The organism is Caballeronia sp. LZ001, from assembly GCF_031450875.1.
Classification (GTDB): domain Bacteria; phylum Pseudomonadota; class Gammaproteobacteria; order Burkholderiales; family Burkholderiaceae; genus Caballeronia.
The window spans coordinates 1,359,444-1,384,203 of sequence record NZ_JARTVX010000004.1 but is presented as its reverse complement, the minus strand read 5'-3'; the positions used below and the strand labels follow the sequence as shown (position 1 = coordinate 1,384,203).

Genomic DNA, 24,760 nt, shown 5'->3' with positions numbered 1-24,760 from the left:
AGAAACGGCGGGGTTTTCACTTAGGACGATGCATACCGTAAGCGCATGAAAGCTAACCGCCGCACATTGAACGGACGAAAAAAAGCCCGGCAGTCACGAGGCTGCCGGGCGATGGGCGTGGGCGAGACATGGCAATCCGCAACACGCACTCTCTTTATATATGAAAGCTATACGTAATGTAAAGAGGAGATTTTGTAGGATTCTCGCTTCGCGTCAGAACACGTTCACTGGGACGTTGACCATGAGTCGATACACGTCGCTCGTTCCGTCCGAATAGTATTGGCTGCCGTGATGGTGCATGTAGTAAAACTTGACCGACGTGTTCTTGAACTTGCCGTCCGGCACCGTATAGCTCGGGATTACGCCAATTTCGTAGTGCGTGCCATGCACCGGCTGCCCGTCCTTCCAGTAGAGCCCGTGCTGGCTGCTATCCGGGTTGGAATATTGGTTGGCCATGGCTGTCGCATCCGCGTCCCAGCCATACGCGCCCCACAGCGTGAACTTCAGGCCGGGCACGCCGTACTCCTTCATGTTGAGCGAATACGACAGACTCACGGACTTTTCGTGCGGCGCGTTGTAGTCGACATCCAGCGAATTCGAGAGATAGTCGCCCGCGGATTGGCCCACGTAGTCGAAGAACTGATCGCTTGCAATCTGCTGAAACGCGAATTGAAGCGTATGCGCGCCGTGCGTGCCGGCAAGCGCCAGGCTGTACGCGTTGTTGTTGATCGAGCCTTGGCGCTTGTCGCCGATCGCGCCCGTGTAGTAGTAGTTCAGCGCGCCGGTCCAGCGCACGGTTTTCGGGTCGCCGATACTTTGCGTCGCCGAGAGATAGTACTGCTGCCACACGTTGTTCGCGACGCTGCCGTAGAGCGTGACGGCGGTATCGTCGCCATGGGTCCAGTCGCCGCCGAAATACGTGAACTGCGACATGTGCGTGCCGCCGTACTCGGTGGTCAGGCCCGTAACGCTCGCCATGCCGCGCGCGATCACGCCATCCACGGTACCGGCCTTCAAGGTCAGGTTCTTGATCTCGTCGCTGGCAAGCGAGAAGCCGCGATATGTCGGCGGCAGCGCGCGATTGTCGTGCGGCACGAGGAACGGGTTATCGAAGAGTTGCTGGCCATACTTGAACACGGTGTTCGAAACACGCGCCTTCACGTCCCACACGCCGGGATACGCCCACGCGAGTTGCGTGCGCCCCGCTTCGCCCGGCGCGCCGATCCGCACGCGGTTGCCCGCGCCGCTGCCGCCGTTGAGCTTGAGCGCGCCGAACATCGTCAGATCGAAACCGAGACCGACGAGACCGCGCGTGTAACCCGATTCGAATACCGCTTGCTCGCCGAGCACCCACGCGTCCTTCTTCTCCGCGCCCTTCGCTTCGAAATGCTCGGTGTAAGAGCGCGTGAGCAAGTTCAGATGCGAGTCTTCGATCAGCCCTTTCGATTTCGCCTGATTGCTCACGGGCGCATCTGCCTCGGTATTGGGCGGCGATGAAGGCGGCGCCTCGGTGTGCCGCGACGGCGGGTCGGTATCGTCGGTCTGTGCCGGGGCTTGTTGCCCGTAGGACGCGACCGAAGCGGCCATGAAGCCGCTGAAAAGCAAAATGGAAAGCGCGAGGGAACGTTTTTGTTTTTTCATGAAAAGTATCTCCAACTACTGACTCAACCTGTTGATTGCTCCATCGAAATCCATGAAGGATTCCGAAACGAACGGATGCGAAAAGCCACGTCCGGCGATACAAACGGTCGGGACGAACGTGGCAAACGGCTAGGGCGAACAGAAGACGCGCCATGCTGCGCGCGAGCGAATTGATAGTGCTTTATGACGAGTTTCCGGGTTCCTCTATTCGACGTGTTTAGATGTAATCAAGCAAAGAAGCAGGCGGCGGAGGATTTCTCCGCCAACGCGCGCAACGTGGGCGTCTCGAGCGAACAACGCGACTCGGCCATGGGACAGCGTGTATGAAACACGCAGCCCGATGGCGGGTCGATCGGGCTCGGAATATCGCCGGAAAGAATCTGCACGACCTTGGCGCGCTCGACCGACGGGTCCGGCACCGGCACGGCCGAAAGCAGCGCGCGCGTGTACGGATGGCGCGGCGTTTCATAGAGCGCGTGTTTGTCGGCAAGCTCCATCACGCGGCCGAGGTACATCACCATCACGCGGTCGGAGATATGGCGCACCACGGCGAGATCGTGCGCGATGAAGATCAGCGAGAGCTTCATCTCCTTCTGAAGCGACTTCAGCAAATTGACGATTTGCGCCTGGATGGAGACATCGAGCGCGGACACCGGCTCGTCGCAGATCACGAGTTTCGGCTCGACGATCAACGCGCGCGCAATGCCGATGCGCTGACACTGCCCGCCCGAAAACTCGTGCGGATAGCGGTTGATCATCTGCTCGCGCAGACCCACTTTCGCCATCAACGCGCGCACCTTAACGTCGATCTCGTGCCGGCTCATGCCCGGCCGATGTTCGAGCAAAGGCTCCGCGATGATCTGCCCGACCGTCATGCGCGGATCGAGCGATGCCAGCGGGTCCTGAAAGATCATCTGCACGTCGCCGCGTACGCGATGCCATTCGCGCGTCGATGCTTCGCGCAATGGCGCGCCCATCCACACGATATCGCCGGCGGTCGCGGGAATGAGGTTGAGAATGGCGCGCGAGAGCGTGGACTTGCCGCAGCCCGATTCGCCGACCACGCCGAGCGTTTCGCCCGCCTTCAGATCGAAGCTCACGCCGTCGACGGCCTTGAGCGTGCGCGACGGCGCCCACGGCAAGCGCTTCTTCGACTTCACCTGAAAATGCACGCGGACATCGCGCACGGAAAGTATCGTCGGGGCCGATGCATCAGACATGGCTCGCCTCCTGGTAGCGGGTGATCATGTCTTCGGCGGAACGATGGCAGGCGCGCAGCCAGTGCACGCCATCGACCGGCCGCAACGCGGGCACGTGCTGCACGCAGTCTTCGGCGGCATGCGCGCATCGTTCGTGAAACGGGCAGCCCGCGGGCGGATGCGCCATGTTCGGCGGGTTGCCCGGAATGCCGGTCAGTTCGCCGCCGCTCTTGTCGAGACGCGGCAACGCGCGCAAGAGCCCGATGGTGTACGGATGCGACGGCTTTGCGAACAGGCTGCTCGCATCGCACTGCTCCATCACGCGGCCGCCGTACATCACCATGACTTTTTCGCAGAGACCGGCCACCACGCCGAGGTCGTGCGTGATCAACACGATCGACGTGCCGAAGTCGCGCTGCAGATCGCGCAGCAATTGCAGCACTTGCGCCTGCACGGTGACGTCGAGCGCGGTGGTCGGTTCATCGGCGAAAAGCACTTCGGGCTCGCAGAGCAGCGCCATGGCGATCATCACGCGCTGACGCATGCCGCCCGACAACTCATGCGGATATTGTCCGATACGATGCGCCGCTTCCGGGATGCGTACCGCTTCGAGCATGCCGATGGCGCGCTTTTTCGCCGCGCGGCGCGTCATGTTCTTGTGCAGTTCGAGCACTTCGGTCATCTGCCGTTCGATGCTCAGGTACGGATTGAGCGAACTCATCGGGTCCTGAAAGATCATCGAGAGACGGTTGCCGCGAATGCGGTTCAGCGCCTTGCCCGACAGCCCGAGCAAATTTTTCCCGCGATACAGCGCCTGCCCGCTTGCGCGTCCGTTCGATGCAAGCAGCCCAAGCATGGCGAGCACGCTCTGGCTCTTGCCCGAACCCGATTCGCCGACGATACCGAGCGTTTCCCCCGCTTCCAGCGTGAAGTTAACGCCGTTGACCGCGCGCACGGTGGCGTCGTTGGTCTTGAACTCGACCTGAAGATCGCTGACTTGAAGTAGCGGCATGATTCACCTGTCCTTCGGATCGAGTGCGTCGCGCAAACCGTCGCCGACGAAGTTGATGCAATAGAGCGTGATCGAAAGCAGCGCCGCCGGACACAGCAAAATCCACGGCGAGGTTTCCATCACGCCTACGCCGTCCTGAATCAGCACGCCCCAGCTCGTCATCGGTTCCTGCACGCCAAGCCCGAGAAACGACAGCACGGATTCGGTGAGAATGACGCCGGGCACCGTGACGGTGGTATAGATCGCGACGATGCCGAGCAGATTCGGCACCACATGCCGCACGATGATGCGCGAGGTCGGCACGCCGATGGCGCGCGCCGCTTCCACGTATTCCTTCGAGCGAATGGCGAGCGTCTGGCCGCGCACCACGCGCGCCATGTCCATCCACGAGAACACGGTGATGGTGAGCACGACGAGATAGAACTCGCGGCCGAGCAGCGTGACCATGAGAATGGCGATCAGCAGGTACGGAATGGCGTACATCATGTCGACGAAACGCATCATCGCGTTATCGATCTTCCCGCCGATGAATCCCGCCAGCGCGCCCCACACGATGCCGAGCGTGACCGATGTCAACGTGGCGAGCGCGCCGATCACGAGCGACACGCGTCCGCCGATGAGACAGCGCACGAGCAGATCGCGCCCGGTTTCATCGGTGCCGAAGAGGTGCCAGTTTTCGAACGTGGGCGCGGCGCTCATGGCGTTCCAGTCGGCGGAATCGAACTGATTCGGCAAGAGCCACGGTCCGACTACGCAGATAAGCGTGATGACCGCGAGCAACGCGAGACTGACCACCGCCGCCTTGTTGCGCACGAAGCGCGCGCGGGCGTCCTGCCAGGGGCTTCGGCCCGCGACGGCCTGTTCCAAGAGCGGCGCTAAAGATACGGATTTCATTGGGCGCCCTTTAGTAACGGATCTTCGGATCGAGCCACGCATAGGCGAGGTCGACCAAAAGGTTGAGCAGCACGGCCACCACCGTGACGAGCACGACGAGTCCCAGCACCAGTGTGTAATCGCGGTTGGCCGCGCCGTTCACGATCAGCTTGCCGATGCCCGGCAACGAGAACACGGACTCCGTCACGACCGCCGCCGTGATCGAGGAAATCGCGAGCGGACCGAGCACCGAGACGACTGGAATGAGCGTGGGCTTCATCGCATGGCGAAGCACGATGGTGCGCATGGGCAAGCCCTTCGCGCGCGCGGTGCGGATGTACTGCGTGTTCATCACTTCGATGAGACTCGCACGCGTCACACGGCCCACGGTGGCGACGTTGATCATCACGAGCAGCGCGATGGGCAGCACCATGTAGCGCATCTGAAAGTCGTTCCAGCCGCCCGCGGGAAGCCATTTCAGCGCAATGGCGAACACGAGGATCAGTACCGGCCCGATCACGAACGAGGGAAACGCGTTGCCCGCGTTGCTCACGAACATGAGCGCGTAATCGATCATGCTGTTGCGCCGAAGCGCCGCCGCCACGCCGAAGGCGACGCCGATAATGATGGCGAGCAGCATCGACACGCCGCCGATGGAGAGCGACACCGGCAAGGCGCGCAGCACGAGTTCGTTCACGCTCCAGTCGGCATAGCGGAACGAGGCGCCCAGGTCGCCGTGCAACAAGCTGTCGAGATACAGCAGGTACTGCTTCCACAACGGCTCGCCGAGGTGGTACTTCGCCTGCAGATTCGCGAGCACTTCGGCGGAAACCTTGCGCTCGCCGTCGAACGGACCACCGGGCGTGGCGTGCAGCAGCAAATAGCACACCGTGATCACGATGAGAAGCGTAGGCAGCGTGAGCAGCACGCGCCGCAATGTATAAGACCACATAGGTATCTCAGTGCTTGACGATGTAGAGGTCCTTGCTGCCGTAGTGATCCATCGGATTCTTGAGCGAATAGCCGCCTACGTAGCTCTTCACCAGTCGCGGCAGGCCGTATTGCAGGAGCGGCAGGAACGGATAATCCTCCATCACGAGTTTCGCCGCCTGCGTCTGCAACTGCGTGCGCTTCGCCTGATCGGTCGTCTCGCTGGCTTGCTGCGCGAGCGCGTCGGCCTTCGGATTGCAATTGAAGTTGTCGTTCTGCTCGGACTTGCACTGCACGAGCGTGAGGAACGTGGTGGCGTCGTTGTAGTCGGCGACCCAGCCATTGCGCGCGATCTGATAGTCGCCCTCGTGACGCTTCTTGACCAGAACCTTGAATTCCATCGATTCGATCTGCGTGTCGAGGCCGAGCTTGGTCTTCCATTCCGACGCCGCGAAAATCGCCATTTTCTTGTTGTAGTCGCTCGTGTTCATGGCGAAACGCAGCTTCGTGCCGGGTCTAACGCCGGCTTGGTCGAGCAGCTTCTTCGCTTCCTCGACGCGCTTGGACATCGGCCAGGCAGACCAGTCATATGCCGATACATCCGCGCCCTGCACGCCCTTGGGCATCAACCCGTACATGGGCGTCTGGCCGTCGGCGGTCACGCGCTGCGCGAGCAGATCGCGGTCGATCACCATTGACAAGGCCTTGCGCACGCGCACGTCCTTCAGGAGCGGATCGCGATTGTTGAAGCTGTAATAGCGCGTGCCGAGGATCAGCGAATTGCGAATGTCGTTCGGAAACTGCTGGCGATACTTGGCAAACGTGCCAGTCGGAATCTGATAAGTCATGTCGTTATCGCCCGACTGGAAGAGCTTCACGTCCGTGTTTTCGTCCTCGACGGGCAGATAGGTCACTTGCGTCAGCTGCACATGTTCCTTGTCCCAGTAACTCGCGTTCTTCGTCAGCACGAGCTTGCTGTTGACCTGCCAGTCCTTCAACTGAAACGCGCCGTTGCTCACGAGCTTGCCCGGCTTGGTCCAGTCTTTCCCATATTTCTCGACGCCCGCGCGATACACCGGCGCGAAGTTCTGATTCGACATCAGTTCCGGGAGGAACGGCACGAGGCCGGCGGTCTTGACTTCGATCGTATAGGCGTCGATGGCGCGCACGCCGAGCGCGCTGGCCGGCTTCTTGCCCGCGACGATCTCGGCGCCATTCAGGAGAAACGGCCCGAACACGCTCGCATAAGAAGATGCCGTCTTCGGGTCGATGAAACGCTGCCAGCCGTACACGAAATCGTTTGCACTGACAGCCTCGCCATTGGACCAACGGGCGTTCTTGCGCAGATGGAAGAGCCAGGTCGTCGCGTCCTTCTGCTCCCACTTTTCGGCCACGCCCGGCACCACGGCGCCGTCCGCGTTGGCGGCGGTGAGGCTCTCGAACAGGTCGCGCGTGACGTTCGCCGCCACGACCGTTTCGACCAGCGCGGGGTCGAGCGTTTCGACTTCGGAGCCGTTATTGCGCACCAGTTCCTGCTTGGCGGCAAGCGTAACGCCCGACGGCACGATGGCAGCGTGCGCCGACATCGTGAAGGCCAGCGCCGCGAGCATCGCGAGAGTGTATTTGGGCGTAAGTGAGGTCGTGCGCATTGCGTTTTCCTTCTTGTCTCGTTGTCTTGGTTATCGTTGCTGTTGCGCCGTTCGTTTAGTTCGGCTGCACTAAACAATTGGCTCAACGAATCATCATGGCTAGATTCGTAGAGCCCGAAGCAATGCCCCCCGCGCCGCGGCCAGCCTTTGGCTTACGCCGGGCCTTTCATCGCGCTTCTAGGTTGGCGGCGAGTATTTCGTATCAATAAGACGGATGCCACTCACATGTCGTTATAGTGACTAAATTTTTCGAATACTCGTGCGAATTGTTGGCAAAACACACACGGTCGGCATGCGTCAAAGCGCATCGAAAAGGCAGTAAAGCATTGTTTCCTATAAGATCTGCGTCCTCGCAGTACCGAAACTGCACTACCAGAGCCGCTTGACAAAGCCGTCCCCAAAATGATTCGTTTTCGCCAGATCGAGGCATTCCGTAGCCTCATCATGACGGGCACCAGCGTCGGCGCCGCCCGCAAACTCCATGTGACGCAGCCGGCCATCAGCCGCCTGATTGCCGATCTCGAAGCCGATCTCGGCTTCAGCCTCTTCAGCCGTATCGGCGGCCGTCTGAATCCGACCAACGCGGGCCTGCGCTTCTATAAGTCCGTCGAGGAAAACTTCCTCGGGCTGGAGCGCCTGAAACAGGTCGCGCAGATGATCCGCGACGAAGCCTCGGACGGCCTGACCGTCGCCTGCATGCCGGTGTTGGCCACCACGTTGTTGCCGCCCGTGCTTGCCGACTTCATGGAGCGTCATCCGGGCGTGCCGATCAAGGTGGATTCGGTGAAGGTGCCCGAGGTGCTCGTCAGCCTGCAAAATCACACCGCCGATGTTGCCTTGAGTCAGGCATTTCCCGCGGTGGCAGGCATTGAAGTCGAGACCTTGCTGAAAGCGCGTGCGCTTTGCGCCATGCCCGCGTCGCACAGGCTCGCTGCGAAGAAGATCATCCGTCCGGACGACTTGCGCGGCGAGAAGCTGATCGGCTGGCTGCCCAATGCGCGGCAGCCTTACGAGGCGGAGCAATCGCTTATTTCGGCGACCGAAGAAAGGCCCCGCTATACCGTGCTCACCGACACTGCCCACACGCGCTACGCGATGGTCGCGGGCGGTCTGGGCGTGTCGATCGTCGAGCCGTTCGCGGCCAAGGTCTGGCGCTCGCACGGCGTGGTCGTGCGGCCGTTCGAAACCGATATCGAATATGAATACGCGCTGTCGTATCCGGGCAGCGGCATTCGTTCGGATCTCGTCGCGTCGTTCAGGGAATCGGTGCGGCGCGTGGTCGAGACTTATTCGTTCGATGCGTAGCGGCTTCGTTCGAGCGTGGCGCGCGGTTCACCCGCGTTTCGATGCGTAGTGAATTCTTCGCGGCGCTCGCGCTGACAAGCGCGCTTCGTAGCTGGCGAATTCATCGCGACGCGTCGTTCCGACGGACGCGTGCTCCACGCGAGCCGACTCGTCGCGCGTATCGTAAGCGCGTCAGATGGGCGTTGAAGAATCACGCCCCGCCAAACAACGCCTCCGCCCTCCGCTGCATCTCCTCCGGCGACACATCTTCGCGGTGCGTTGCCACCCACCACACATGCCCATACGGATCGCGAATCTTGCCGCCGCGATCGCCATAGAACTGGTCTTCGACCGCGCGCAGAATGGTCGCGCCCTGGTCCACCGCGCGCTGGGCAACGGCATCGACGTCATCGACATAGAGATGCAGCATCACCGGGCTGCCGCCTATGGAGAGCGGGCCTTTCACATCCATCTCCGGAAATTCGTCGCACAGATAGACGACCTTGCCACCGATAGACAACTCCGCATGCCCGATGCGCCCGCCCGGCTGTTCGAGCCGGTAGATCTCGGTAGCGCCGAACACCTTCGTATAGAACTCGATGGCCGTCACGCCGCCCGCCACCGCGATGTACGGGATCACGCCCTGACGGTCGGCGGGGATGGGATCGACTTGTGCGTTCATGTGCGTCTCCTGGTTTCACTTCGACGTGAGCAGATGAACATGTTGCCACTGTTTGCGGCCGGTTTGGGCGCGGCTTGCGCGCCGCCCGACGCCGCCCGCGAATGCTCCGTATACTCTTGGCTGGCGCAACCTGTCCCGTTCATAAAACAACCACACTGGAGCACTCATGCACGATCTGAAAGGCAAATCGATCCTCATCACCGGCGCGAGCACGGGTATCGGCGCGGCGGCGGCGCGTGCGTTCGGCCAATACGGCGCGAATGTCGCGGTGCACTACAACAGCTCGAAGGACCAAGCCGAGCAAGTCGCGAGCGACGTGCGCGCGCTGGGGGTCTCGGCCGTCACCGTGGGTGCGGACGTGCGCGATTCGAAGGCCATCGATGCCGCCGTCGCCGCGACGGTCGAAGCCTTCGGCAAGATCGACGTGCTCATCAACAACGCGGGAAGCCTCGTCAAGCGCGAGCCGATCGGCGACGTTACCGACGAACTCTTCGACGAAGTCATGCATATCAATGCGCGCTCGGTGGTTGCATTCACGCGCGCGGCGCTGCCCTCGCTGCGTTCGGGCGGCGGCGGTTCGATCATCAACGTGACGTCAGTCGCGGCGCGCAACGGCGGCGGTCCAGGCGCGCTGCTTTATGCGGCGTCGAAAGGCTTTGTCAGCACGATCACCAAGGGCATGGCCAAGGAACTGATGGGCGATCGCATCCGCGTGAACGCCGTCGCGCCCGGCGTGATCCAGACGCCGTTTCAGGAGCGCTTCACCTCGCCGGAACAGCTCGAATCCTTCCGCAAGTCAATTCCGATGGGCTTCATAGGCGAGCCGGACGACTGCAGCGGCGCGTTCCTCTATCTCGCCTCCGAGGCGATGTCGCGCTATGTGACTGGCCAGATCATCGACGTGAACGGCGGTCAGTTGATGCCTTGAGCGCATGATGCGGCGCGTGCCATTTCTTGACGCGCCGCGAACATGGTATAAGCGCTTACAACCCCGAAAAGCCTAAGGAGAACGCAGGAGATGCAGTCGAAAAGAGAACCGCGCTTTCGCACGCTCGCATTGAGCGCCATCGTTGCCTCGGCGCTTCTGGCGGCCGGTTTCGTCGAAACCACGCCCGCCGTTGCCAAGACCGCGGAAACTCAGCCGCAAGTCCTCACCGCCTCGGCCGTGGCGGTTGCCGACAAGTTCGCCGCCGACACCGCCGAGCAAATCCTGAAGCAAGGCGGTAACGCGGTCGATGCAGCCGTCGCCATCGCCTTCACGCTCGCGGTGACTTATCCGGAAGCGGGCAATATCGGCGGCGGCGGATTCATGACGCTGTACGTGGATCATCGTCCGTACTTCCTCGACTATCGCGAACGCGCGCCGCTCACCGCCACGCGCAACATGTATCTCGACGACAAGGGCGAGGTCATCAAGGGCATGAGCCTTTACGGACATCGCGCGGTCGGCGTGCCGGGCACGGTAGAAGGCATGTGGCAGGCGCAAAAGCGCTTCGGCAAGCTGAAGTGGAAGCAGGTGCTCGCGCCCGCCATCAAGTATGCGGAAAACGGCTTTCTCGTCGACGATCAACTGATTTCCCGGCGTGACGCCGCATCGAAGGATTTCGCCGGCAAGACGAATTTCGATCTCTACTTCGGCGGCATGAAGGCGGGTCAGGTATTCAAGCAACCCGATCTCGCGGATACCTTGCAGCGCATCTCCGACAAGGGCGCCAAGGGCTTCTACGAAGGCAGAACGGCCGAGCTGATCGCCACTTCCATGGCGGGCCACGGCCTCATCACGTCGCGCGATCTGAAAGACTACAAGGCGGTCTGGCGGCAACCGATCGTCGCGAGCTGGAACGGCTATCGCGTGATCACCGCGCCGCCGCCGAGTTCGGGCGGTGTCGGCCTCGTGCAGTTACTCAAGATGAAGGCGGACCTGAAGGACAAGTTCGAAGGCGTGCCGCTGGATTCGGCGCAGTACATTCACCTCGTCGCGGAAATCGAGAAACGCGTCTTCGCCGATCGTGCGCAATATCTCGGCGATCCCGAATTCTACAAGGTGCCGGTCGCACAACTCACCGACGACGACTACATCCTGAAACGCGCACAGGAAGTGAATCCCGACAAGCCCTCGGAGACGAAGAGCGTGCTGCCGGGCCTCGGTACATCGATGCCCGAGAAAGCGGAGACGACGCACTTTTCTGTCGTCGACAAATGGGGCAACGCGGTGTCGAACACGTACACCATCAACGGCTACTTCGGCTCGGGCGTGATCGCCGAAGGCACGGGCGTCGTGCTCAACGACGAGATGGACGACTTCGCTTCCAAGCCGGGCGTGCCGAACATGTTCGGCGTGGTCGGCAGCGACGCCAACGCCATCGAGCCGAAGAAGCGGCCGCTGTCTTCCATGACGCCGACCATCCTCACGCGTGACGACAAGGTCGCGATGGTGATCGGCACGCCGGGCGGCTCGCGCATTTTCACGTCGATTTTCCAGGTGCTCTCGAACGTCTACGACTTCAACTTGCCGCTACCTGAAGCCGTGGGCGCGACGCGTTTTCATCATCAGTTGCTGCCGCCGGACACGATCTACCAGGAGCCGTTCCATCAGCTCGATCCGGAAGTCGTGAAGCAGCTCGAAGACAAGGGCTATAAGTTCACGATGCAAGGCTTCAATGGCGACATTCAGGCTATCCGCATCAACGGCGACACGCCCGAGCCCATGTCCGACCCGCGCGGACGCGGTGTATCGCGAATCATGCAGTAATGGGTTTGTCAGGGCGTACGTGACGAAGCGTTCACCCCCGACGCCGGCCTAGGCATTTGCCCTAGTCCGGCGTTTATCGTTCTGGCGGGAAGCCCCAGCCAGCTTAGGACTCTCAGAAATATAAGAATGTTGGCATGAGCGGCATGTTTTCCACGGGATTGGACCTCGCGTTGCGTTCCCATAGTCTTTGTCCTGACCGAGTGCAGCCATCAGCGGCGAGCACGAGGCTACATCCAGAACTAAATACGAGACGACCCTGACGACGGACCGCAGTGCGCTTGATTGCGCGCACGGTCGACCGTTTCAGCGTGCTGATAAAGGAGCAGCTCATGTTGGAATCCCCCGCCCAGCAGCTTGGCGACATCGACATTTCCCCTATCGAACGAGAGGACACGGCACCGACCGCGAGCGGCGGCTTTCTTGACCGCTACTTCGGCATATCGCTCGCTGGCAGCACGGAAAAGACCGAAGTGGTCGCGGGCATCACGACCTTTCTCGCGATGGTCTACTCCGTGTTCGTCGTGCCGGGCATGCTCGGCAAGGCCGGTTTCGATACCAGCGCGGTGTTCGTCGCCGTGTGCCTCACGACCGCGTTCGGCTCGCTGCTGATGGGCGTATGGGCGCGTCTGCCTATCGCGATTGGTTGCGCCATCTCGCTGACCGCATTCACCGCGTTCGGTCTCGTGCTCGGCAAAGGCCTCTCGCCTGCCATCGCACTGGGCGCCGTGTTCCTGATGGGCGTCGTTTTCACCGCGATCTCCGTGACTGGCGTGCGCTCGTGGATCTTGCGCAATCTGCCGACGGGCGTCGCGCATGGCACGGGCATCGGCATCGGCTTGTTTCTGCTGCTGATCGCGTCCAACGACGTCGGCCTGATCGTTAAAAATCCCGCGCCGGGCATGCCGGTTTCGCTGGGCGCGATCCGCGCGTTTCCCGTGCTGATGTCGGTGCTCGGCCTGGCGGCGATTTTCGGGCTGGAACGCCGGCGCGTGCCGGGCGGCATTCTGCTCGTGGTGGTCGGCCTGTCGGCTATCGGCCTGATCTTCGATCCGTCCGTGCGCTTTCACGGCGTGTTCGCGCTGCCTTCGCTCGCGACGCCGGGACACGCGTCGCTCATCGGCGCGATGGACATCAAGGGCGCGCTCTCGATGGCCGTGCTGCCGAGCGTGCTCGCACTCGTGATGACCGCCGTGTTCGATGCCACCGGAACGATCCGCGCCGTCGCGGGCCAGGCGGGTCAGATCGACGCCAACGGGCGCATCGTCAACGGCGGACGCGCGCTGACGGCCGATTCGCTCAGCTCGATCTTCTCCGCATGCTTTGGTGGTGCACCGGCGGCGGCGTATATCGAATCGTCGGTGGGCGTGGCGGCGGGCGCAAAGACGGGGCTTGCGGCAACGGTCGTCGGCCTGCTCTTTCTCGCGGTGATGTTCCTTTCGCCGCTCGCCGGTCTCGTGCCCTCCTACGCGACGGCGCCTGCCTTGATGTACGTCGGCCTGCTCATGCTCGGCAACGTGAGCAAGCTGCACATGGACGATACCGTCGACTCCATGTCCGGGCTCGTATGCGCCGTGTTCATCGTGCTGTCGGCGAATATCGTCACCGGCATCATGCTTGGCTTCTGCACGCTGGTGATCGGGCGGATCGTGGCGGGCGAGTATCGCAAGCTGAACGTGGGGACGGTCGCGATCGCGATCGTGCTCGCGGTGTTCTATCTCGGCGGCTGGGCGATCTAGACGTCGCCATCCGATGCGACAACGGCGCGCTCTCCGTGGGGAGGCGCGCCGTTGTCACTCTGGCGATGCGCTACGCGCTCGTAAAAGACAAACGCCCCGGGAGCCATTCGCTTCCGGGGCGTTGCTTTGAAACTTTGACCGGGTACTGTCCTACTTACTTGGTGCGGCGATACGATTCGACGAGCATCTCGCAGTTTTGCAGATGCAATTGCAGCGCGCGATTCCACTCACGGCGCGCCGTTGCCTTCGCCGAGCGCAGGAACGAACCGAACGAAACGAACAAAGATTGTTGAGCGGTGGTTTTCATGGCGTCTCTCAGGTAAAGAATCAGGGTAACTAGCTAGGGGATAACCCTAACTATACCCTTTTCATGCTGCATTGCAACCAAATCTTGAAAAAGCGTCGCTCTGGTTTGGATTTTTGCAACAGGAATTTGCTGGATAGTAGGTAAATTTAACGAACGTCGCAGCGCCGGCATGTACTGGCTCGCTTCTTGCAACCGCCCCGCGAGGCGCGGGCGTTCTCCAATGTATTCCGATTGCTCGCGCGAAAGGCCAGATAAAAAGGCCAGACAACAGAAAGCGCGAGCACATGCCAGAAAAAACCACGCAAGCCCTGCCCGCCCGCATTCCGACGGGCATCGAGGGAGTCGACGACATTCTCGGCGGCGGATTGACGCCGCATCGCATGTATCTGATCGAAGGTGCGCCGGGTGCGGGCAAAACGACTCTCGCCTTGCAGTTCTTACTCAAGGGCGCGGAAGTCGGCGAGCCAGGTCTTTATGTGACGCTTTCGGAGACGAAGGAAGAACTCGTCGCCGTGGCCGAAAGCCATGGCTGGGACACGAAGCGCTTTACCATCATCGAACTTCTATCGGACGAAGGGCTCGACCCGCGTTACGAGCAGACCGTTCTGCATCCCGCTGAAGTGGAACTGGGCGAAACCGTGCGCGATGTCATCGCGCAAGTGGATGAAGTGAAGCCCGCGCGACTCGTCTTCGACAGCTTGTCCGAGTTGCGCATGCTCTCGCAAAACCCGCTGCGTTATCGCAGACAGATTCTCGCGTTGAAGCGTTACTTCGCGACGCGCGCCTGCACCGTCATGCTGCTCGACGACAACACGTCCGAGCCGGGCGATCTGCAGTTGCACAGCATCGCGCACGGCGTGCTGTGCCTCGACAATCTCGTGCACGACTACGGCGGCGAGCGCCGGCGCCTGCGGATTGCGAAGATGCGCGGCATCAAGTTTCGCGAAGGTTTTCACGACATGACGCTGAACACCGGCGGCATTGAAGTCTATCCGCGTCTGATCGCGTCTGAACATCACGCCGATTTCTCGGCAAAGCCGCTCAGCACCGGCACGGCCGGGCTGGATGCGCTTCTCGGCGGCGGCCTCGTGCCAGGCACCAATACGCTCATCGTCGGGCCGTCGGGCGTGGGCAAGACGACCACCGTGACCTCGTGTCTGCTCGCCGCGCTCGAACGCGGCAAGCCGTGTGTCTACTATCTCTTCGATGAAACGCGCACTACGCTTTTGCGGCGCTCGACGAGCCTCGGCATCGATCTGCGGCCGCATCTCGACAGCGGCTTGCTGAACTTGCGCCAGGTCGATCCCGCCGAAATATCGCCCGGAGAGTTTACGAGCAGCGTGCGACAGAGCGTCGAACAGGGCAACGCGCGCTACGTTGCCATCGACAGCCTGAACGCGTATCTGCAAGCGATGCCCGGCGAGCGCTACCTGCTCCTGCAAATGCACGAACTGCTCACCTATCTGAACCAGCGCGGCGTCATCACGATGCTGGTGCTGGGGCAGCATGGAATCATCGGCGAAATACAGAGCGACGTGGATATCAGTTATCTCAGTGACGTGGTCCTGCTGTTTCGCTACTTCGAGCGACAAGGCGAAGTGCTGACGGCGCTGACCGCCGTGAAAAGCCGCGCGAGCGGCCATGAGCGCTCGATTCGTCAATTTCAGCTGGGCGCGGGCGGGCTGAACGTCGGCGAGGCATTGCGCGACTTCGAAGGCATTCTGAGCGGCCTGCCTTCGTACAAGGGCGGCACGGCCATGCTGGTTCCCGACACCAGTTACGCGGGCTCCTCGGGGAACTAGCGCCATGGAGTTTCGCGTTCTGATAGTGGCGCCATTCGGCCGCGATGCCGACGTAATCGCCGATGTCCTCGCATTCGATGACCGCGATTGCTTTGCGTGCGCCGATTCGGTTTGCCTCACCGCCGAACTCGACCGCGGCGCGGGCACTGCCATCGTCACCGAGGAATCGCTCAAAAGCGACAACGGCGAAGTGCTCGCCGCCTGGATCGACCGGCAACCGGCGTGGTCCGACTTTCCCATCATTCTGCTTTCAGGACGTGCAACCGAACGGCGCTCGGCCGCGAGTATCGACATGCTGGAGCGTCTTGGCAACGTGCTCGTCCTCGAACGTCCGCTGAACTCGGAGACCTTGCGCCGCGCGGTGATGTCGTCGCTGCGGGCGCGTGCGCGCCAGTACGATGCGCGCCGGCATCTCGCGGAGTCGGAGCAGCATCTGATCGCGCGCTCGAAGGCGCAGGAAGCGCTCGAACGGCTCAACGACTCGCTGGAAAGCCGTATCGCCGAACGCACCCAGGAACTGGCATCGGCAAATAATCGCCTGATGCGCGAAATCCACGAGCGCGCCAAGGTGCAGGCCGTGCTCGTGCAGTCGCAAAAGATGGAGGCGCTCGGGCAATTGACGGGCGGCATCGCGCATGATTTCAACAATCTGCTGAATGTCGTCATGGCGAACGCGGAATTGATCGCGCGAATCAGCAGCGACGAGCGCGTGCGCAAAATGGCCGCGACGACCAAGCGCGCCACCGAACGCGGCGCCAAGCTCACCGCGCAGTTGCTGACGTTTTCGCGCACCAGCAATCTCGATTTGAAAGCGGTCAACGTCGCGTCGCTTTTGCAAGGCATGCGCGACATCATCTCGATCTCGCTCGGCTCGTCGATCGCGTTCACCACGACCTCCGATTCCGAAGATCTCTGGACCCAGGCGGATGCCAATCAGCTGGAACTGGCCGTCCTCAATCTCACGATCAATGCGCGCGACGCCATGCCCGGCGGCGGGCGCCTCACGATCCACGCGGGCGAGCGCCCCGCGCCCGACGAAACCTTCACGGCTGGACGCTACGTGGTCATCCGTGTGAGCGATTCGGGCTCGGGCATCGAGCCAGGCGTGCTGTCGCGCGTGTTCGACCCGTTCTTCACGACCAAACCAGTCGGCAAAGGGACGGGGCTCGGCTTGAGCCAGGTCTACGGCATCGCGCGGCAGGCGGGCGGCGTGGCGCGTATCGAAAGCGAACCGGGCAAAGGGACGAGCGTCGAAATCTGGTTGCCGCTGGGCGCGAAGGATTTGCAGGAAGCCGACGTTGCGCTCAAACCCGAGGACAGCGCATCGGGCGCGAAGCGCATCCTCGTGGTCGAAGACGACGAAGACGTGCGCGAGATGCTCGTCGAATGTCTGCAGACGCTCGGCTATTCGGTGACGCACGCCTGCGACGGCCCCAACGGCCTCAAGCGCCTGCCACTGGACCATCCCGATCTGATGATGGTCGACTTCGCGATGCCCGGCATGAACGGCATGGAGGTGATCGCGAAAGCGCGTGAACTGCGTGCCGATCTGCCGGTGATCCTGGCAACGGGCTATGCGGACGTCGATGTATCGAAGATCAAGGAAAAGCGCTTTGCCGCGCTGCGCAAGCCGTTTCAGCTCGATGAACTCGCGCGCACGGTGCGTATTGCGCTGGACAACTGAAGCCGCCGCGACAACGTGACGGTTACACGGCGTTGAACGCTACTCGTGGATCGTATAACGGTTCTGCGGGCCGCCCGTGTAGAGACCCTTCGCCAGTTCGAGAATGCGTTCGCGATTGCGGTCGAACGTGGCGAGCAGCGCCAGCTCACCCGTGCCCATGCCGGGATTCAGCGCGGCAAGCGTCTTGTCCTCGACCAGAAAGCTGATCTCGCGCTTGCTGTCGTAACCCCAGAAGCACACGCCGTGTCTTGCGGCGTCGTAGCTGCGGCTGGGGTTCGGGAAGTTGAGGACTTCCGCGGGCTTTCCCATCTAGACACCCGGGCCCACGTAACGCCACTTGCTCGCGTTGACGTCGATAAGCGCGTCATTATCGCGGCGCTTTTGAGCGCGTTCGCTGTCCGCGTTGCTCAGCGCCGATGCACGCGACTTCTGCGCGATCGTATATTCGCTTTGTTTGACGGCCACGGCGGGATTGACTTTGGGTCTCGTTGTCATGCTGGTTCCAGTCCGGAAAGAGAAAACATCGGGACTCGGTGGTGGGCGTCTGACTTCCACTTCGATGGCGAAGTCAAAATAAAGCGTCGTCGCGCCATGCACCGAGGACAGCTTGAACGAATGTCGCGCTAAGGCTATTTCTTCTTCACGGATGCGCTGGCTTCCGCGCTTTTCTTGGGCGTGGCCCACGATACGGCCGCTGCCGGCGACTCTACTTTCTTCGGCTGTTTGGGCTTTTTAGCCTCTTTATTTCCGCGTACCTGACCTTTTGCCATGATCCTGCTCCCCGACTTGCACAGACGCGAAGGCGACTGCTGCGCCACATAGTGTGGGCGCTTTCGGAGGAACTGTCGCGATTTATTTTTTTACCGGCAGTTTTGAGAGAGTGGAAGCACGGCTCGAAGCCTTTTCGAAGCTTTTATAGCATGCCTTAATATCAAGCCGAAACGGCCTCATTCTGCTTGCTCCTCCCCGATACCGTTTGCTTTTCGCTCGCTTTGAGCGCATGGTGAGGCAGCATCACTACACGTTGAAACTGCCCTGATCCGCATTTGTCCAGTACTGGCGGCAGCGCTTATCGAGCAAGTTTTCTGAATGTCATTTCACGAGACACGTCGCACCAAGCCATGTGCATTTGACAACGTGTTCGCGTTTCATGGCGAGCAAACCTTCGACGAGTTGCCGGTCTCGAAAGAGCCGGTATCGGAAGAACTTCGCTGGCGGCGCGAAACCAGCCAAAGCCAGTTTTCCGACAACGAAGGTGAATCTATGTGGACCTGCATACGATGCAGCGGCAGGATCTCGCGCGCCAAGGCCGAAGCTAGCGTCGACAGCTTCGGCTGCTATTTTATCTGCAAGGTATGCTCGCGCCGTAATACGCTCGTGGATGTCTCGCTTCCCGCCGGGCCGACCCTGCTTGCGCAGGCGCCCGACAGAAAGCCGCGCTGGGTTGCCCGGCCGGCTATTCTGTTTTCATGATCGCGGTCAGGCGCCGCAAGCTAGTGTCAAGAAATCAGCGTGTCATTGCGCTGGCGTGTCGGGCGCGAGTTGCACGCCCTTTTTGAAGATGAAGCAGCCGTAGCCGCGCGCTTCGCTCGTCTGAATCACGCAATAAGCCTGTTTGGCGCGCTCGTAAAAAGCGAAGCGCTCGACGGGCGCGAGCGGAACGGCGCGGCCTTCGGCGTCGTCGACTTCGCGTTGTACTTCACGCTGTACGGCAGGCAGCGCATCCGGGTCGCCGACCACTTCCATGCGCTCGGCGGGATGATCGACGAACGTATCCAGCGGCAGCACAGACAACACGGCCCGCACCGCACGCGGCGCGTTGATGCCGTCGAGACGCAGCAATTGTCCGCGCACGGTCTGACGCGCGACGGAATCGCCGGGAAAGTTGGCGTCGCAGATGACGACTTCATCGCCGTGGCCCATCGCGCAGAGTGCGTGAAGGATGTCGGCGTTGAGCAAGGGATCGAGATTCTTCAGCATGTTCCTGTCGTTCTCCGTGGACATTGAAACCGGGTTTGCCGACGTATGGTAACCGCGTGGGACGACTCGTCGGCAACTTCAAGGCACGAGCAGGTCGCCCTCGCGCCGGACTTCCGCGCCCGCGATGCGCGCCACCAGCATTCCCGCCGTCGCGAACCGCGTCCAGTGCCGCGCGTACAGCACGCCGTCACTCTGCGCGATGAGCGGCACGAGTTCGTCATGGAGCGGATCGAGCACTTCAGCGACGACATCGCCCGCGCACACTCTCTCTCCAACTTCGCGCGCATGCAGAATCACGCCGGAGATCGGCGCGTGAAGGTAATCGCATCCGGCAAGCGGCGTCGGCGGATTGGCGAGCGCGGGCAGCGCGGGGGCATCGCCCGAAATAAAACCCGCGTGCGTCAGATAATCGACGATTGCCTGTGCATCGCGCGAGGCGGTTTCGCGCGATACGTCGCGCACGCCGCGCAGTTCGAGAGTGACGGTTGCCGCGCCCCGAGGAATGGGGAAGCGTCCGGCGAATGCGTCACGCAGATAACGCCACGCCGATACGCACGCTTCGTCGAACGGCTCGCCGCCCGACACGTCCGCGAGCAATTGCGCCTCGCTGCCGAGATAGCGCGCGAGCGGTTCGATCCGAACCCAGGCCTCGGGCGTCGTGTAGAGATGCGCGACGGCTTCCCAGTCGCAATGCATGTCGATGATGCGATCGGCATCGCAAGCCAGCGTCATCAGCGCGATGCGCTGCGATTCGAGTTCGGTCGCGGGCTCGAGCGCCGCGAACGCATCGCGCAAGGCGGCGCGGATGGCGCGGGCGTTGTGCGTTTCATCGCCAGTCAGGTGTTGCTTGAGTCCATCGACGAGCCCCGGCCCAAGCGCGGGAAAGCGCCGGTTGAAATCCTGTCCGGACTGCATGTCGAAGCGGCCCATTTGCGTGCCGAACCAGTGCTGATTGAGCCCGGCCGGATTCGCCACGGGCACGAGCACGATCCGCGCGTTCAGGCGCCCCGCCGCTTCCAACTCCGCGAAATGCCGCTTGAGATACCACGCGACCACCATGCCCGGCAGTTCGTCGGCGTGCAGCGACGCCTGGATATAGACCTTCGGCCCATGTTCCGCGCCGAAGGCGTAGCTCGTGATCGCGCGCCCCGTTCCAGGCGAAGCGGCGACGAGCGGATGGTGCGTGACCTGCATGGAATGAATTGCCTCGTAAAAAAAGAAAGGCACCGCAAGCGATGCCTTTTCGGTCGATACTCGGAACGCTAAACGCCAGGGCGCTTACTGAATCGAGATATCGGTGGCGAAATACTTCGCCATGATGCGCTTGAACGTGCCGTCCTTCTTGATCGCGTCGAACGCCTGGTCCAGGCCGTTCTTCAGATCGGCGTCGCCCTTGCGCAAGCCGATTGCCGTGCCCGGACCGATGATCGCCCGGTCTTCGACAATCGGCCCGACGAGCGCGAACGCCTTGCCTTGCGGCTTCTTCAGAAAGCCGATGGCGGCTTGCGCGGCATCGGTGAACATGGCGTCGATACGGCCCGCGACCAGATCGTTCTCGACCTGATCCTCATCGCCGTAAGGCACGACGGTCACACCCTGCGGTTCCCACTGTGCGCGCGCGTAGTGTTCCTGCACCGTGCCCTGTTCGACGCCGACGCGTTTGCCCTTGAGCGCCTGCGGCGTCGGCAGAATGCCCGAGCCCGCGCGCGCGACGAGTTGCGCGTGGGTATCGTAGAGCGGCTGGGTGAAATCGATCTGCTTCAGGCGTTCTTCGGTAATGCCCATGTCGGACAACACGGCGTCGAACTTGCGCGCCTTGAGGCCGGGAATCATGCCGTCGAAACTGTTTTCGACCCACACGCATTTGACCTTCATCTGCGCGCAAAGCGCATTGCCGAGGTCGATGTCGAAACCGGCCAGCTTGCCATCCGCCTGCTTCGATTCGAACGGCGGGTAGCTGGGATCGACGGCGAAGCGGATCTGCGTGAGTTCCTTGGCGTGAACGGAAACCGAGGTGACGGCGAGTGCTGCGAGCATCGCGGAGAAAGCGAACGATGCGGACTTGCTGACTGACTTCTTGAACGACATTCCAATCCTTCGAGACTTGCGGTAAAAATTGACGCCGGAGCGATTACTGCCAAGCGCGTGACGGGTCGACGAAACCCGCGGCGCGCGCCGGAAAACCGTGAATGGTAGCAAAACCGCATGCGTCGATGCTCATGGCACGACGGTCAGGAACAGGAACGCCGCGAAGATCACCAGATGCACGACGCCTTGCAGCACGGTCGAGCGCCCGGTGCCGAGCGTGATCACGGAGACGAGCAGCGTCACCGCGAGCATGGTGATCTCCTTCGGCGCGAGCCCGAGGGAGATAGGCTGGCCGATGAGGATCGACACGATCGCAACCGTGGGAATGGTCAAACCGATGCTCGCGAGCGCCGAGCCTAGCGCAAGGTTCAAACTCGTTTGCAGCCGGTTTAGACGCGCCGCGCGCAATGCCGCGAGCCCTTCGGGCAACAAAACGAGCGCGGCGATCACCACGCCGACGACCGCCTCGGGTGCACCGGCTGCCGCGACGCCCGCCTCGACCGCAGGCGACAAGAGCTTCGCCAACCCGACCACGGACAAAAGCGAAAGCACGAGCAGGCCGAGCGCGGTCCATGCGGCGGCGTTGGTCGGCGGCGGCGCATGGGGCACGTCGTCTTCCGTGGCGGTTAGCTTGACGACATCCGGCACGGCTTGCAAAAAGTAGTCGCGATGCCGGATGGTCTGCACGAACACGAACACCACATACAGCACGAGCGAGATCACCCCGACGAACACGAGTTGCGAAGTGGACAAACCCGGTCCCGGCACGGTGCTCGTGAAGTTCGGCAGGACGAGCGTGAGCACGGACATGGCGCAGAGAATGGCGAGCGCGGCGCTTGCGCCCTGCAACTGAAAATCCTGCACGTGATGCCGCATGCCGCCGATCAGCAGACACAGCCCCATGATCGCGTTGCTGCAGATCATGATCGCGGCGAATACGGTGTCGCGCGGCAAGCCGGCTTTTTCGGGGCCGCCGGACAGCATGACGGAGACGATCAGCGCGACTTCGATCACCGTCACCGCAATGGCCAGCACCAGCGTGCCGAATGGCTCGCCGACGCGATGCGCAACTACTTCGGCATGATGCACGGCCGCGAACACCGCGAACGCCAGCGCGATGGCGGCCAGCGCCATGAGCGCGGTGTTGTGAATGAGCGCGGTGGCCACGAGCACGACGAGCGCGAGAATCGGGGTGATGACGGTCCAGTCGAACTTGAGTTTCAATGGGCGCTCCATGCGAATCAGGTAAAGGGGTCGTCGGTTCATGGCGAAGTGCCACCATGTCCGACCCGCCTGCGCGACGAAGGTGCGCTGCAAGGGCGATGAAAGCGCCGTGACAAAGGGCCGCGGTCCATCGGCATGATAGCGAAAACGCCGCGCGGCGCGAGACTGTCGGTGCGAGCGCTGCGCTCGGCTTCGTGCTGAAGGATTGGCGTACTTGTCGGAGAATAAGCGCTGTTGCCGATTGCCCCGTCGTCAGCGGCCTTGCCGCCAAACCGTCTCAGGAAACGGAGATCCATGCTCGTCGCGCCCAAACCCCCGACCGAAGCCGCCCGGCTCGCCACGCTGCGCTCGCTGAATATCCTCGATACCCCGCCGGAAGAGCGCTTCGACCGTCTCACGCGCCTGGCGCGGCGTCTGTTCGGCGTGCCGATCGCGCTCGTGAGCCTGATCGATGAGAATCGGCAATGGTTCAAGTCGTGCGTCGGTCTCGATGTGCCGGAGACTTCGCGCGATGTGTCGTTCTGCGCGCACGCCATTCTGCATGACGACGTGTTGATGATTCCCGATGCGCGCATCGATACGCGCTTCCACGACAATCCGCTCGTGACTGGCGCGCCCGGCATTCGGTTCTACGCGGGGCATCCGCTGACGGTGCCCAATGGCAGCAAGTTGGGCACGCTTTGTCTCATCGATACCCGTCCCCGCGAATTCGACGGCGAAGAGCGCAGCCTCTTGCGCGATCTCGCGCATATCGCGGAACAGGAGATCGCGGCGATCGAACTTGCAACCGTCGATGACCTGACGCTCATTGCCAACCGTCGCGGTTTCGAAGCGCTAGCGCGGCATGCGCTCAACATCTGCAAACGGCTCGATCGGCGCGCGTCGCTGCTGTTCTTCGATCTCGACGATTTCAAGCGCATCAACGACACCTTCGGTCACGCGGAAGGCGACCGCGCGCTCGTCACTTTCGCCGATGCCTTGCGCGCTTCGCTGCGTGCAAGCGATGTCATCGGCAGGCTTGGCGGCGACGAATTCGTCGCGCTCCTGACCGACGCGAGCGACGAGGAAGCCGCCCACGCGCTCGAACGTCTGCGCGCAAGGCTGGCTGCCCACAATGCGTCGGCCACACGCGGTTACGAGATTCGCTTCAGCGTTGGACAGACGCAGTTCGATCCCGCGCAGCATGCGAGTTTCTTCGACCTTCTGATTGAAAGCGACAGCAAAATGTACGCGCATAAGGCCGAGAGGAAGAACGCGGCGCGGCATTAAAAAACGCGGACGGTCGAGATAACCGGTCCGCGTCTTTTCACTCAAACCACGCCTCGAACGCTCAGGAAACCAGTTCGGCGTTCAGCGTAATCTTCGCGTTGCCCGCAAATAGCTTCGACACCGGACAGCCTTCCTTCGCGGCTTGCGCGGCCTTGTCGAATGCAGCCTTGTCGGCGCCGGGAATCTTCGCCTTCAGATCGAGTTGACACGCGGTGATGGTGAAGCCTTCGCCGTCTTTATCGAGCGTGACGGTCGATTTCGTTTCCAGGCTTTCGGCCTTCAGACCCGCGAGTTCGAGTTGCAGCGAAAGCGCCATCGTGAAGCAGCCAGCGTGCGCCGCGCCGATCAACTCTTCCGGGTTCGTGCCCGGACCTTCCTCGAAACGCGACTTGAAGCCATACGGCGCTTCGTTGAGCACGCCGGTTTGCGTCGAGATGAAACCCTTGCCGTCCTTGATGCCGCCGCTCCACTTCGCCGATGCTGTCTTTTGCATGAAAGTTCTCCAGAGATGGGGTGAAATTGCGTTGACTGGCGCCAATGGCGCGTGACGCATGCGGCGCTGAGTTCGCACGCGCCGTGCCTGACGCTCGATGACGGGTGCTGTCGGACGCGGCGCATCCGCTTGTGTTTGCTCCTGGAGGCCGCGCC

At 61.9% G+C, this 24,760-nt stretch carries 23 protein-coding genes; 8 read left to right on the top strand and 15 right to left on the bottom strand.

Features of this window, described 5'->3' with window-relative positions:
• Positions 1-213: 213 nt before the first annotated feature.
• The 6 genes from P9292_RS17090 to P9292_RS17065 all read right to left on the bottom strand — a co-directional run bounded on the left by P9292_RS17090 (position 214) and on the right by P9292_RS17065 (position 7,304).
• The gene (locus P9292_RS17090; RefSeq protein WP_309960253.1) at positions 214-1,641 is read right to left on the bottom strand and encodes an OprD family outer membrane porin; all 1,428 of its coding nucleotides are present in this window, start codon (positions 1,639-1,641) and stop codon (positions 214-216) included.
• Positions 1,642-1,868: 227 nt separating this feature from the next.
• Positions 1,869-2,861, bottom strand: coding sequence for a murein tripeptide/oligopeptide ABC transporter ATP binding protein OppF (gene oppF / locus P9292_RS17085; protein ID WP_309960251.1), 993 nt, complete (start codon positions 2,859-2,861; stop codon positions 1,869-1,871).
• Positions 2,854-3,852 carry an oligopeptide/dipeptide ABC transporter ATP-binding protein gene (locus tag P9292_RS17080; RefSeq protein WP_309960249.1) on the bottom strand — a complete coding sequence of 333 codons (999 nt, stop codon included), beginning with the start codon at positions 3,850-3,852 and terminating at the stop codon, positions 2,854-2,856. The genes oppF and P9292_RS17080 overlap by 8 nt, the downstream gene beginning before the upstream one ends.
• 3 nt (positions 3,853-3,855) lie before the next feature.
• Positions 3,856-4,746 (bottom strand): ABC transporter permease subunit, encoded by an 891-nt coding sequence (locus P9292_RS17075; protein WP_250467162.1) that lies wholly within the window; start codon positions 4,744-4,746, stop codon positions 3,856-3,858.
• 10 nt (positions 4,747-4,756) lie between these two features.
• Positions 4,757-5,677: an oligopeptide ABC transporter permease OppB gene (gene oppB, locus P9292_RS17070; RefSeq protein ID WP_244829572.1), complete on the bottom strand. Its 921-nt coding sequence runs from the start codon at positions 5,675-5,677 to the stop codon at positions 4,757-4,759.
• Between the two features lie 7 nt (positions 5,678-5,684).
• Positions 5,685-7,304, bottom strand: coding sequence for a peptide ABC transporter substrate-binding protein (locus P9292_RS17065; RefSeq protein ID WP_309960247.1), 1,620 nt, complete (start codon positions 7,302-7,304; stop codon positions 5,685-5,687).
• Between the two features lie 444 nt (positions 7,305-7,748).
• On the opposite strand from P9292_RS17065, the gene P9292_RS17060 reads away from it, so the two are divergent.
• The gene (locus P9292_RS17060) at positions 7,749-8,609 is read left to right on the top strand and encodes a LysR substrate-binding domain-containing protein (protein WP_309960245.1); all 861 of its coding nucleotides are present in this window, start codon (positions 7,749-7,751) and stop codon (positions 8,607-8,609) included.
• A 190-nt stretch (positions 8,610-8,799) separates the two neighbouring features.
• Here the strand turns inward: P9292_RS17060 and P9292_RS17055 are convergent, their stop codons facing one another.
• The gene (locus P9292_RS17055; RefSeq protein WP_244829566.1) at positions 8,800-9,270 is read right to left on the bottom strand and encodes a VOC family protein; all 471 of its coding nucleotides are present in this window, start codon (positions 9,268-9,270) and stop codon (positions 8,800-8,802) included.
• Positions 9,271-9,436: 166 nt separating this feature from the next.
• On the opposite strand from P9292_RS17055, the gene P9292_RS17050 reads away from it, so the two are divergent.
• The 3 genes from P9292_RS17050 (at position 9,437) to P9292_RS17040 (ending at position 13,758) form a co-directional block, all read left to right on the top strand.
• Positions 9,437-10,198, top strand: a complete 762-nt coding sequence (locus tag P9292_RS17050; RefSeq protein ID WP_250493457.1) for an SDR family NAD(P)-dependent oxidoreductase — start codon at positions 9,437-9,439, stop codon at positions 10,196-10,198.
• A 90-nt stretch (positions 10,199-10,288) separates the two neighbouring features.
• Complete coding sequence (ggt, locus tag P9292_RS17045; protein WP_309960241.1) at positions 10,289-12,022, top strand: gamma-glutamyltransferase; 1,734 nt, start codon at positions 10,289-10,291, stop codon at positions 12,020-12,022.
• Between the two features lie 329 nt (positions 12,023-12,351).
• A complete protein-coding gene (locus P9292_RS17040; protein WP_244829561.1) occupies positions 12,352-13,758 on the top strand; it encodes an NCS2 family permease in 1,407 nt (468 codons plus the stop codon).
• 154 nt (positions 13,759-13,912) lie between these two features.
• Here P9292_RS17040 and P9292_RS17035 read toward each other — a convergent pair whose 3' ends face one another.
• Complete coding sequence (locus P9292_RS17035; protein ID WP_309960239.1) at positions 13,913-14,065, bottom strand: hypothetical protein; 153 nt, start codon at positions 14,063-14,065, stop codon at positions 13,913-13,915.
• Positions 14,066-14,349: 284 nt separating this feature from the next.
• On the opposite strand from P9292_RS17035, the gene P9292_RS17030 reads away from it, so the two are divergent.
• Positions 14,350-15,867 (top strand): ATPase domain-containing protein, encoded by a 1,518-nt coding sequence (locus P9292_RS17030; protein WP_309960236.1) that lies wholly within the window; start codon positions 14,350-14,352, stop codon positions 15,865-15,867.
• A 4-nt stretch (positions 15,868-15,871) separates the two neighbouring features.
• Positions 15,872-17,551, top strand: coding sequence for a response regulator (locus P9292_RS17025; protein WP_309960234.1), 1,680 nt, complete (start codon positions 15,872-15,874; stop codon positions 17,549-17,551).
• Between the two features lie 39 nt (positions 17,552-17,590).
• On the opposite strand, the gene P9292_RS17020 is transcribed toward P9292_RS17025, so the two are convergent.
• Both P9292_RS17020 and P9292_RS17015 read right to left on the bottom strand, forming a co-directional pair.
• Positions 17,591-17,860, bottom strand: coding sequence for a DUF1488 domain-containing protein (locus P9292_RS17020; RefSeq protein ID WP_250526759.1), 270 nt, complete (start codon positions 17,858-17,860; stop codon positions 17,591-17,593).
• Positions 17,861-18,235, bottom strand: coding sequence for a hypothetical protein (locus P9292_RS17015; RefSeq protein ID WP_309960232.1), 375 nt, complete (start codon positions 18,233-18,235; stop codon positions 17,861-17,863).
• Between the two features lie 405 nt (positions 18,236-18,640).
• On the opposite strand from P9292_RS17015, the gene P9292_RS17010 reads away from it, so the two are divergent.
• The gene (locus P9292_RS17010) at positions 18,641-19,024 is read left to right on the top strand and encodes a hypothetical protein (RefSeq protein ID WP_309960229.1); all 384 of its coding nucleotides are present in this window, start codon (positions 18,641-18,643) and stop codon (positions 19,022-19,024) included.
• A 42-nt stretch (positions 19,025-19,066) separates the two neighbouring features.
• On the opposite strand, the gene P9292_RS17005 is transcribed toward P9292_RS17010, so the two are convergent.
• From P9292_RS17005 to P9292_RS16990, 4 genes are all read right to left on the bottom strand, one after another.
• Positions 19,067-19,531 carry an RbsD/FucU family protein gene (locus P9292_RS17005; RefSeq protein WP_244829546.1) on the bottom strand — a complete coding sequence of 155 codons (465 nt, stop codon included), beginning with the start codon at positions 19,529-19,531 and terminating at the stop codon, positions 19,067-19,069.
• Positions 19,532-19,609: 78 nt separating this feature from the next.
• Entirely contained in the window at positions 19,610-20,725 is a 1,116-nt protein-coding gene (locus P9292_RS17000; RefSeq protein WP_309960227.1) for a M14 family metallopeptidase, read from the bottom strand.
• A gap of 84 nt (positions 20,726-20,809) precedes the next feature.
• Positions 20,810-21,619, bottom strand: coding sequence for an ABC transporter substrate-binding protein (locus P9292_RS16995; protein ID WP_309960225.1), 810 nt, complete (start codon positions 21,617-21,619; stop codon positions 20,810-20,812).
• Positions 21,620-21,748: 129 nt separating this feature from the next.
• The gene (locus tag P9292_RS16990; protein WP_409014897.1) at positions 21,749-22,855 is read right to left on the bottom strand and encodes a calcium:proton antiporter; all 1,107 of its coding nucleotides are present in this window, start codon (positions 22,853-22,855) and stop codon (positions 21,749-21,751) included.
• Positions 22,856-23,137: 282 nt separating this feature from the next.
• Between P9292_RS16990 and P9292_RS16985 the strand changes: the two genes are divergently transcribed.
• Positions 23,138-24,112, top strand: coding sequence for a sensor domain-containing diguanylate cyclase (locus tag P9292_RS16985; protein ID WP_309960223.1), 975 nt, complete (start codon positions 23,138-23,140; stop codon positions 24,110-24,112).
• 61 nt (positions 24,113-24,173) lie between these two features.
• On the opposite strand, the gene P9292_RS16980 is transcribed toward P9292_RS16985, so the two are convergent.
• On the bottom strand, positions 24,174-24,605 hold the full coding sequence (locus P9292_RS16980) for an OsmC family protein (RefSeq protein WP_244829538.1): 432 nt from the start codon (positions 24,603-24,605) through the stop codon (positions 24,174-24,176).
• Between the last annotated feature and the right edge of the window lie 155 nt (positions 24,606-24,760).

What these genes read in the sequence shown, in the direction of transcription:
- oppB (WP_244829572.1), bottom strand. Translation starts at nt 5,677, where the DNA reads ATGTGGTCTTATACATTGCGGCGCGTGCTGCTCACGCTGCCTACGCTT.
- P9292_RS17020 (WP_250526759.1), bottom strand. Translation starts at nt 17,860, where the DNA reads ATGGGAAAGCCCGCGGAAGTCCTCAACTTCCCGAACCCCAGCCGCAGC.
- ggt (WP_309960241.1), top strand. Translation starts at nt 10,289, where the DNA reads ATGCAGTCGAAAAGAGAACCGCGCTTTCGCACGCTCGCATTGAGCGCC.
- P9292_RS17030 (WP_309960236.1), top strand. Translation starts at nt 14,350, where the DNA reads ATGCCAGAAAAAACCACGCAAGCCCTGCCCGCCCGCATTCCGACGGGC.
- P9292_RS16985 (WP_309960223.1), top strand. Translation starts at nt 23,138, where the DNA reads ATGCTCGTCGCGCCCAAACCCCCGACCGAAGCCGCCCGGCTCGCCACG.
- P9292_RS17090 (WP_309960253.1), bottom strand. Translation starts at nt 1,641, where the DNA reads ATGAAAAAACAAAAACGTTCCCTCGCGCTTTCCATTTTGCTTTTCAGC.
- P9292_RS17000 (WP_309960227.1), bottom strand. Translation starts at nt 20,725, where the DNA reads ATGCAGGTCACGCACCATCCGCTCGTCGCCGCTTCGCCTGGAACGGGG.
- P9292_RS17010 (WP_309960229.1), top strand. Translation starts at nt 18,641, where the DNA reads ATGTCATTTCACGAGACACGTCGCACCAAGCCATGTGCATTTGACAAC.
- P9292_RS17035 (WP_309960239.1), bottom strand. Translation starts at nt 14,065, where the DNA reads ATGAAAACCACCGCTCAACAATCTTTGTTCGTTTCGTTCGGTTCGTTC.
- P9292_RS17025 (WP_309960234.1), top strand. Translation starts at nt 15,872, where the DNA reads ATGGAGTTTCGCGTTCTGATAGTGGCGCCATTCGGCCGCGATGCCGAC.
- oppF (WP_309960251.1), bottom strand. Translation starts at nt 2,861, where the DNA reads ATGTCTGATGCATCGGCCCCGACGATACTTTCCGTGCGCGATGTCCGC.
- P9292_RS17075 (WP_250467162.1), bottom strand. Translation starts at nt 4,746, where the DNA reads ATGAAATCCGTATCTTTAGCGCCGCTCTTGGAACAGGCCGTCGCGGGC.
- P9292_RS17040 (WP_244829561.1), top strand. Translation starts at nt 12,352, where the DNA reads ATGTTGGAATCCCCCGCCCAGCAGCTTGGCGACATCGACATTTCCCCT.
- P9292_RS16990 (WP_409014897.1), bottom strand. Translation starts at nt 22,855, where the DNA reads ATGGAGCGCCCATTGAAACTCAAGTTCGACTGGACCGTCATCACCCCG.
- P9292_RS17005 (WP_244829546.1), bottom strand. Translation starts at nt 19,531, where the DNA reads ATGCTGAAGAATCTCGATCCCTTGCTCAACGCCGACATCCTTCACGCA.
- P9292_RS17080 (WP_309960249.1), bottom strand. Translation starts at nt 3,852, where the DNA reads ATGCCGCTACTTCAAGTCAGCGATCTTCAGGTCGAGTTCAAGACCAAC.
- P9292_RS17050 (WP_250493457.1), top strand. Translation starts at nt 9,437, where the DNA reads ATGCACGATCTGAAAGGCAAATCGATCCTCATCACCGGCGCGAGCACG.
- P9292_RS17065 (WP_309960247.1), bottom strand. Translation starts at nt 7,304, where the DNA reads ATGCGCACGACCTCACTTACGCCCAAATACACTCTCGCGATGCTCGCG.
- P9292_RS16995 (WP_309960225.1), bottom strand. Translation starts at nt 21,619, where the DNA reads ATGTCGTTCAAGAAGTCAGTCAGCAAGTCCGCATCGTTCGCTTTCTCC.
- P9292_RS17060 (WP_309960245.1), top strand. Translation starts at nt 7,749, where the DNA reads ATGACGGGCACCAGCGTCGGCGCCGCCCGCAAACTCCATGTGACGCAG.
- P9292_RS17055 (WP_244829566.1), bottom strand. Translation starts at nt 9,270, where the DNA reads ATGAACGCACAAGTCGATCCCATCCCCGCCGACCGTCAGGGCGTGATC.
- P9292_RS16980 (WP_244829538.1), bottom strand. Translation starts at nt 24,605, where the DNA reads ATGCAAAAGACAGCATCGGCGAAGTGGAGCGGCGGCATCAAGGACGGC.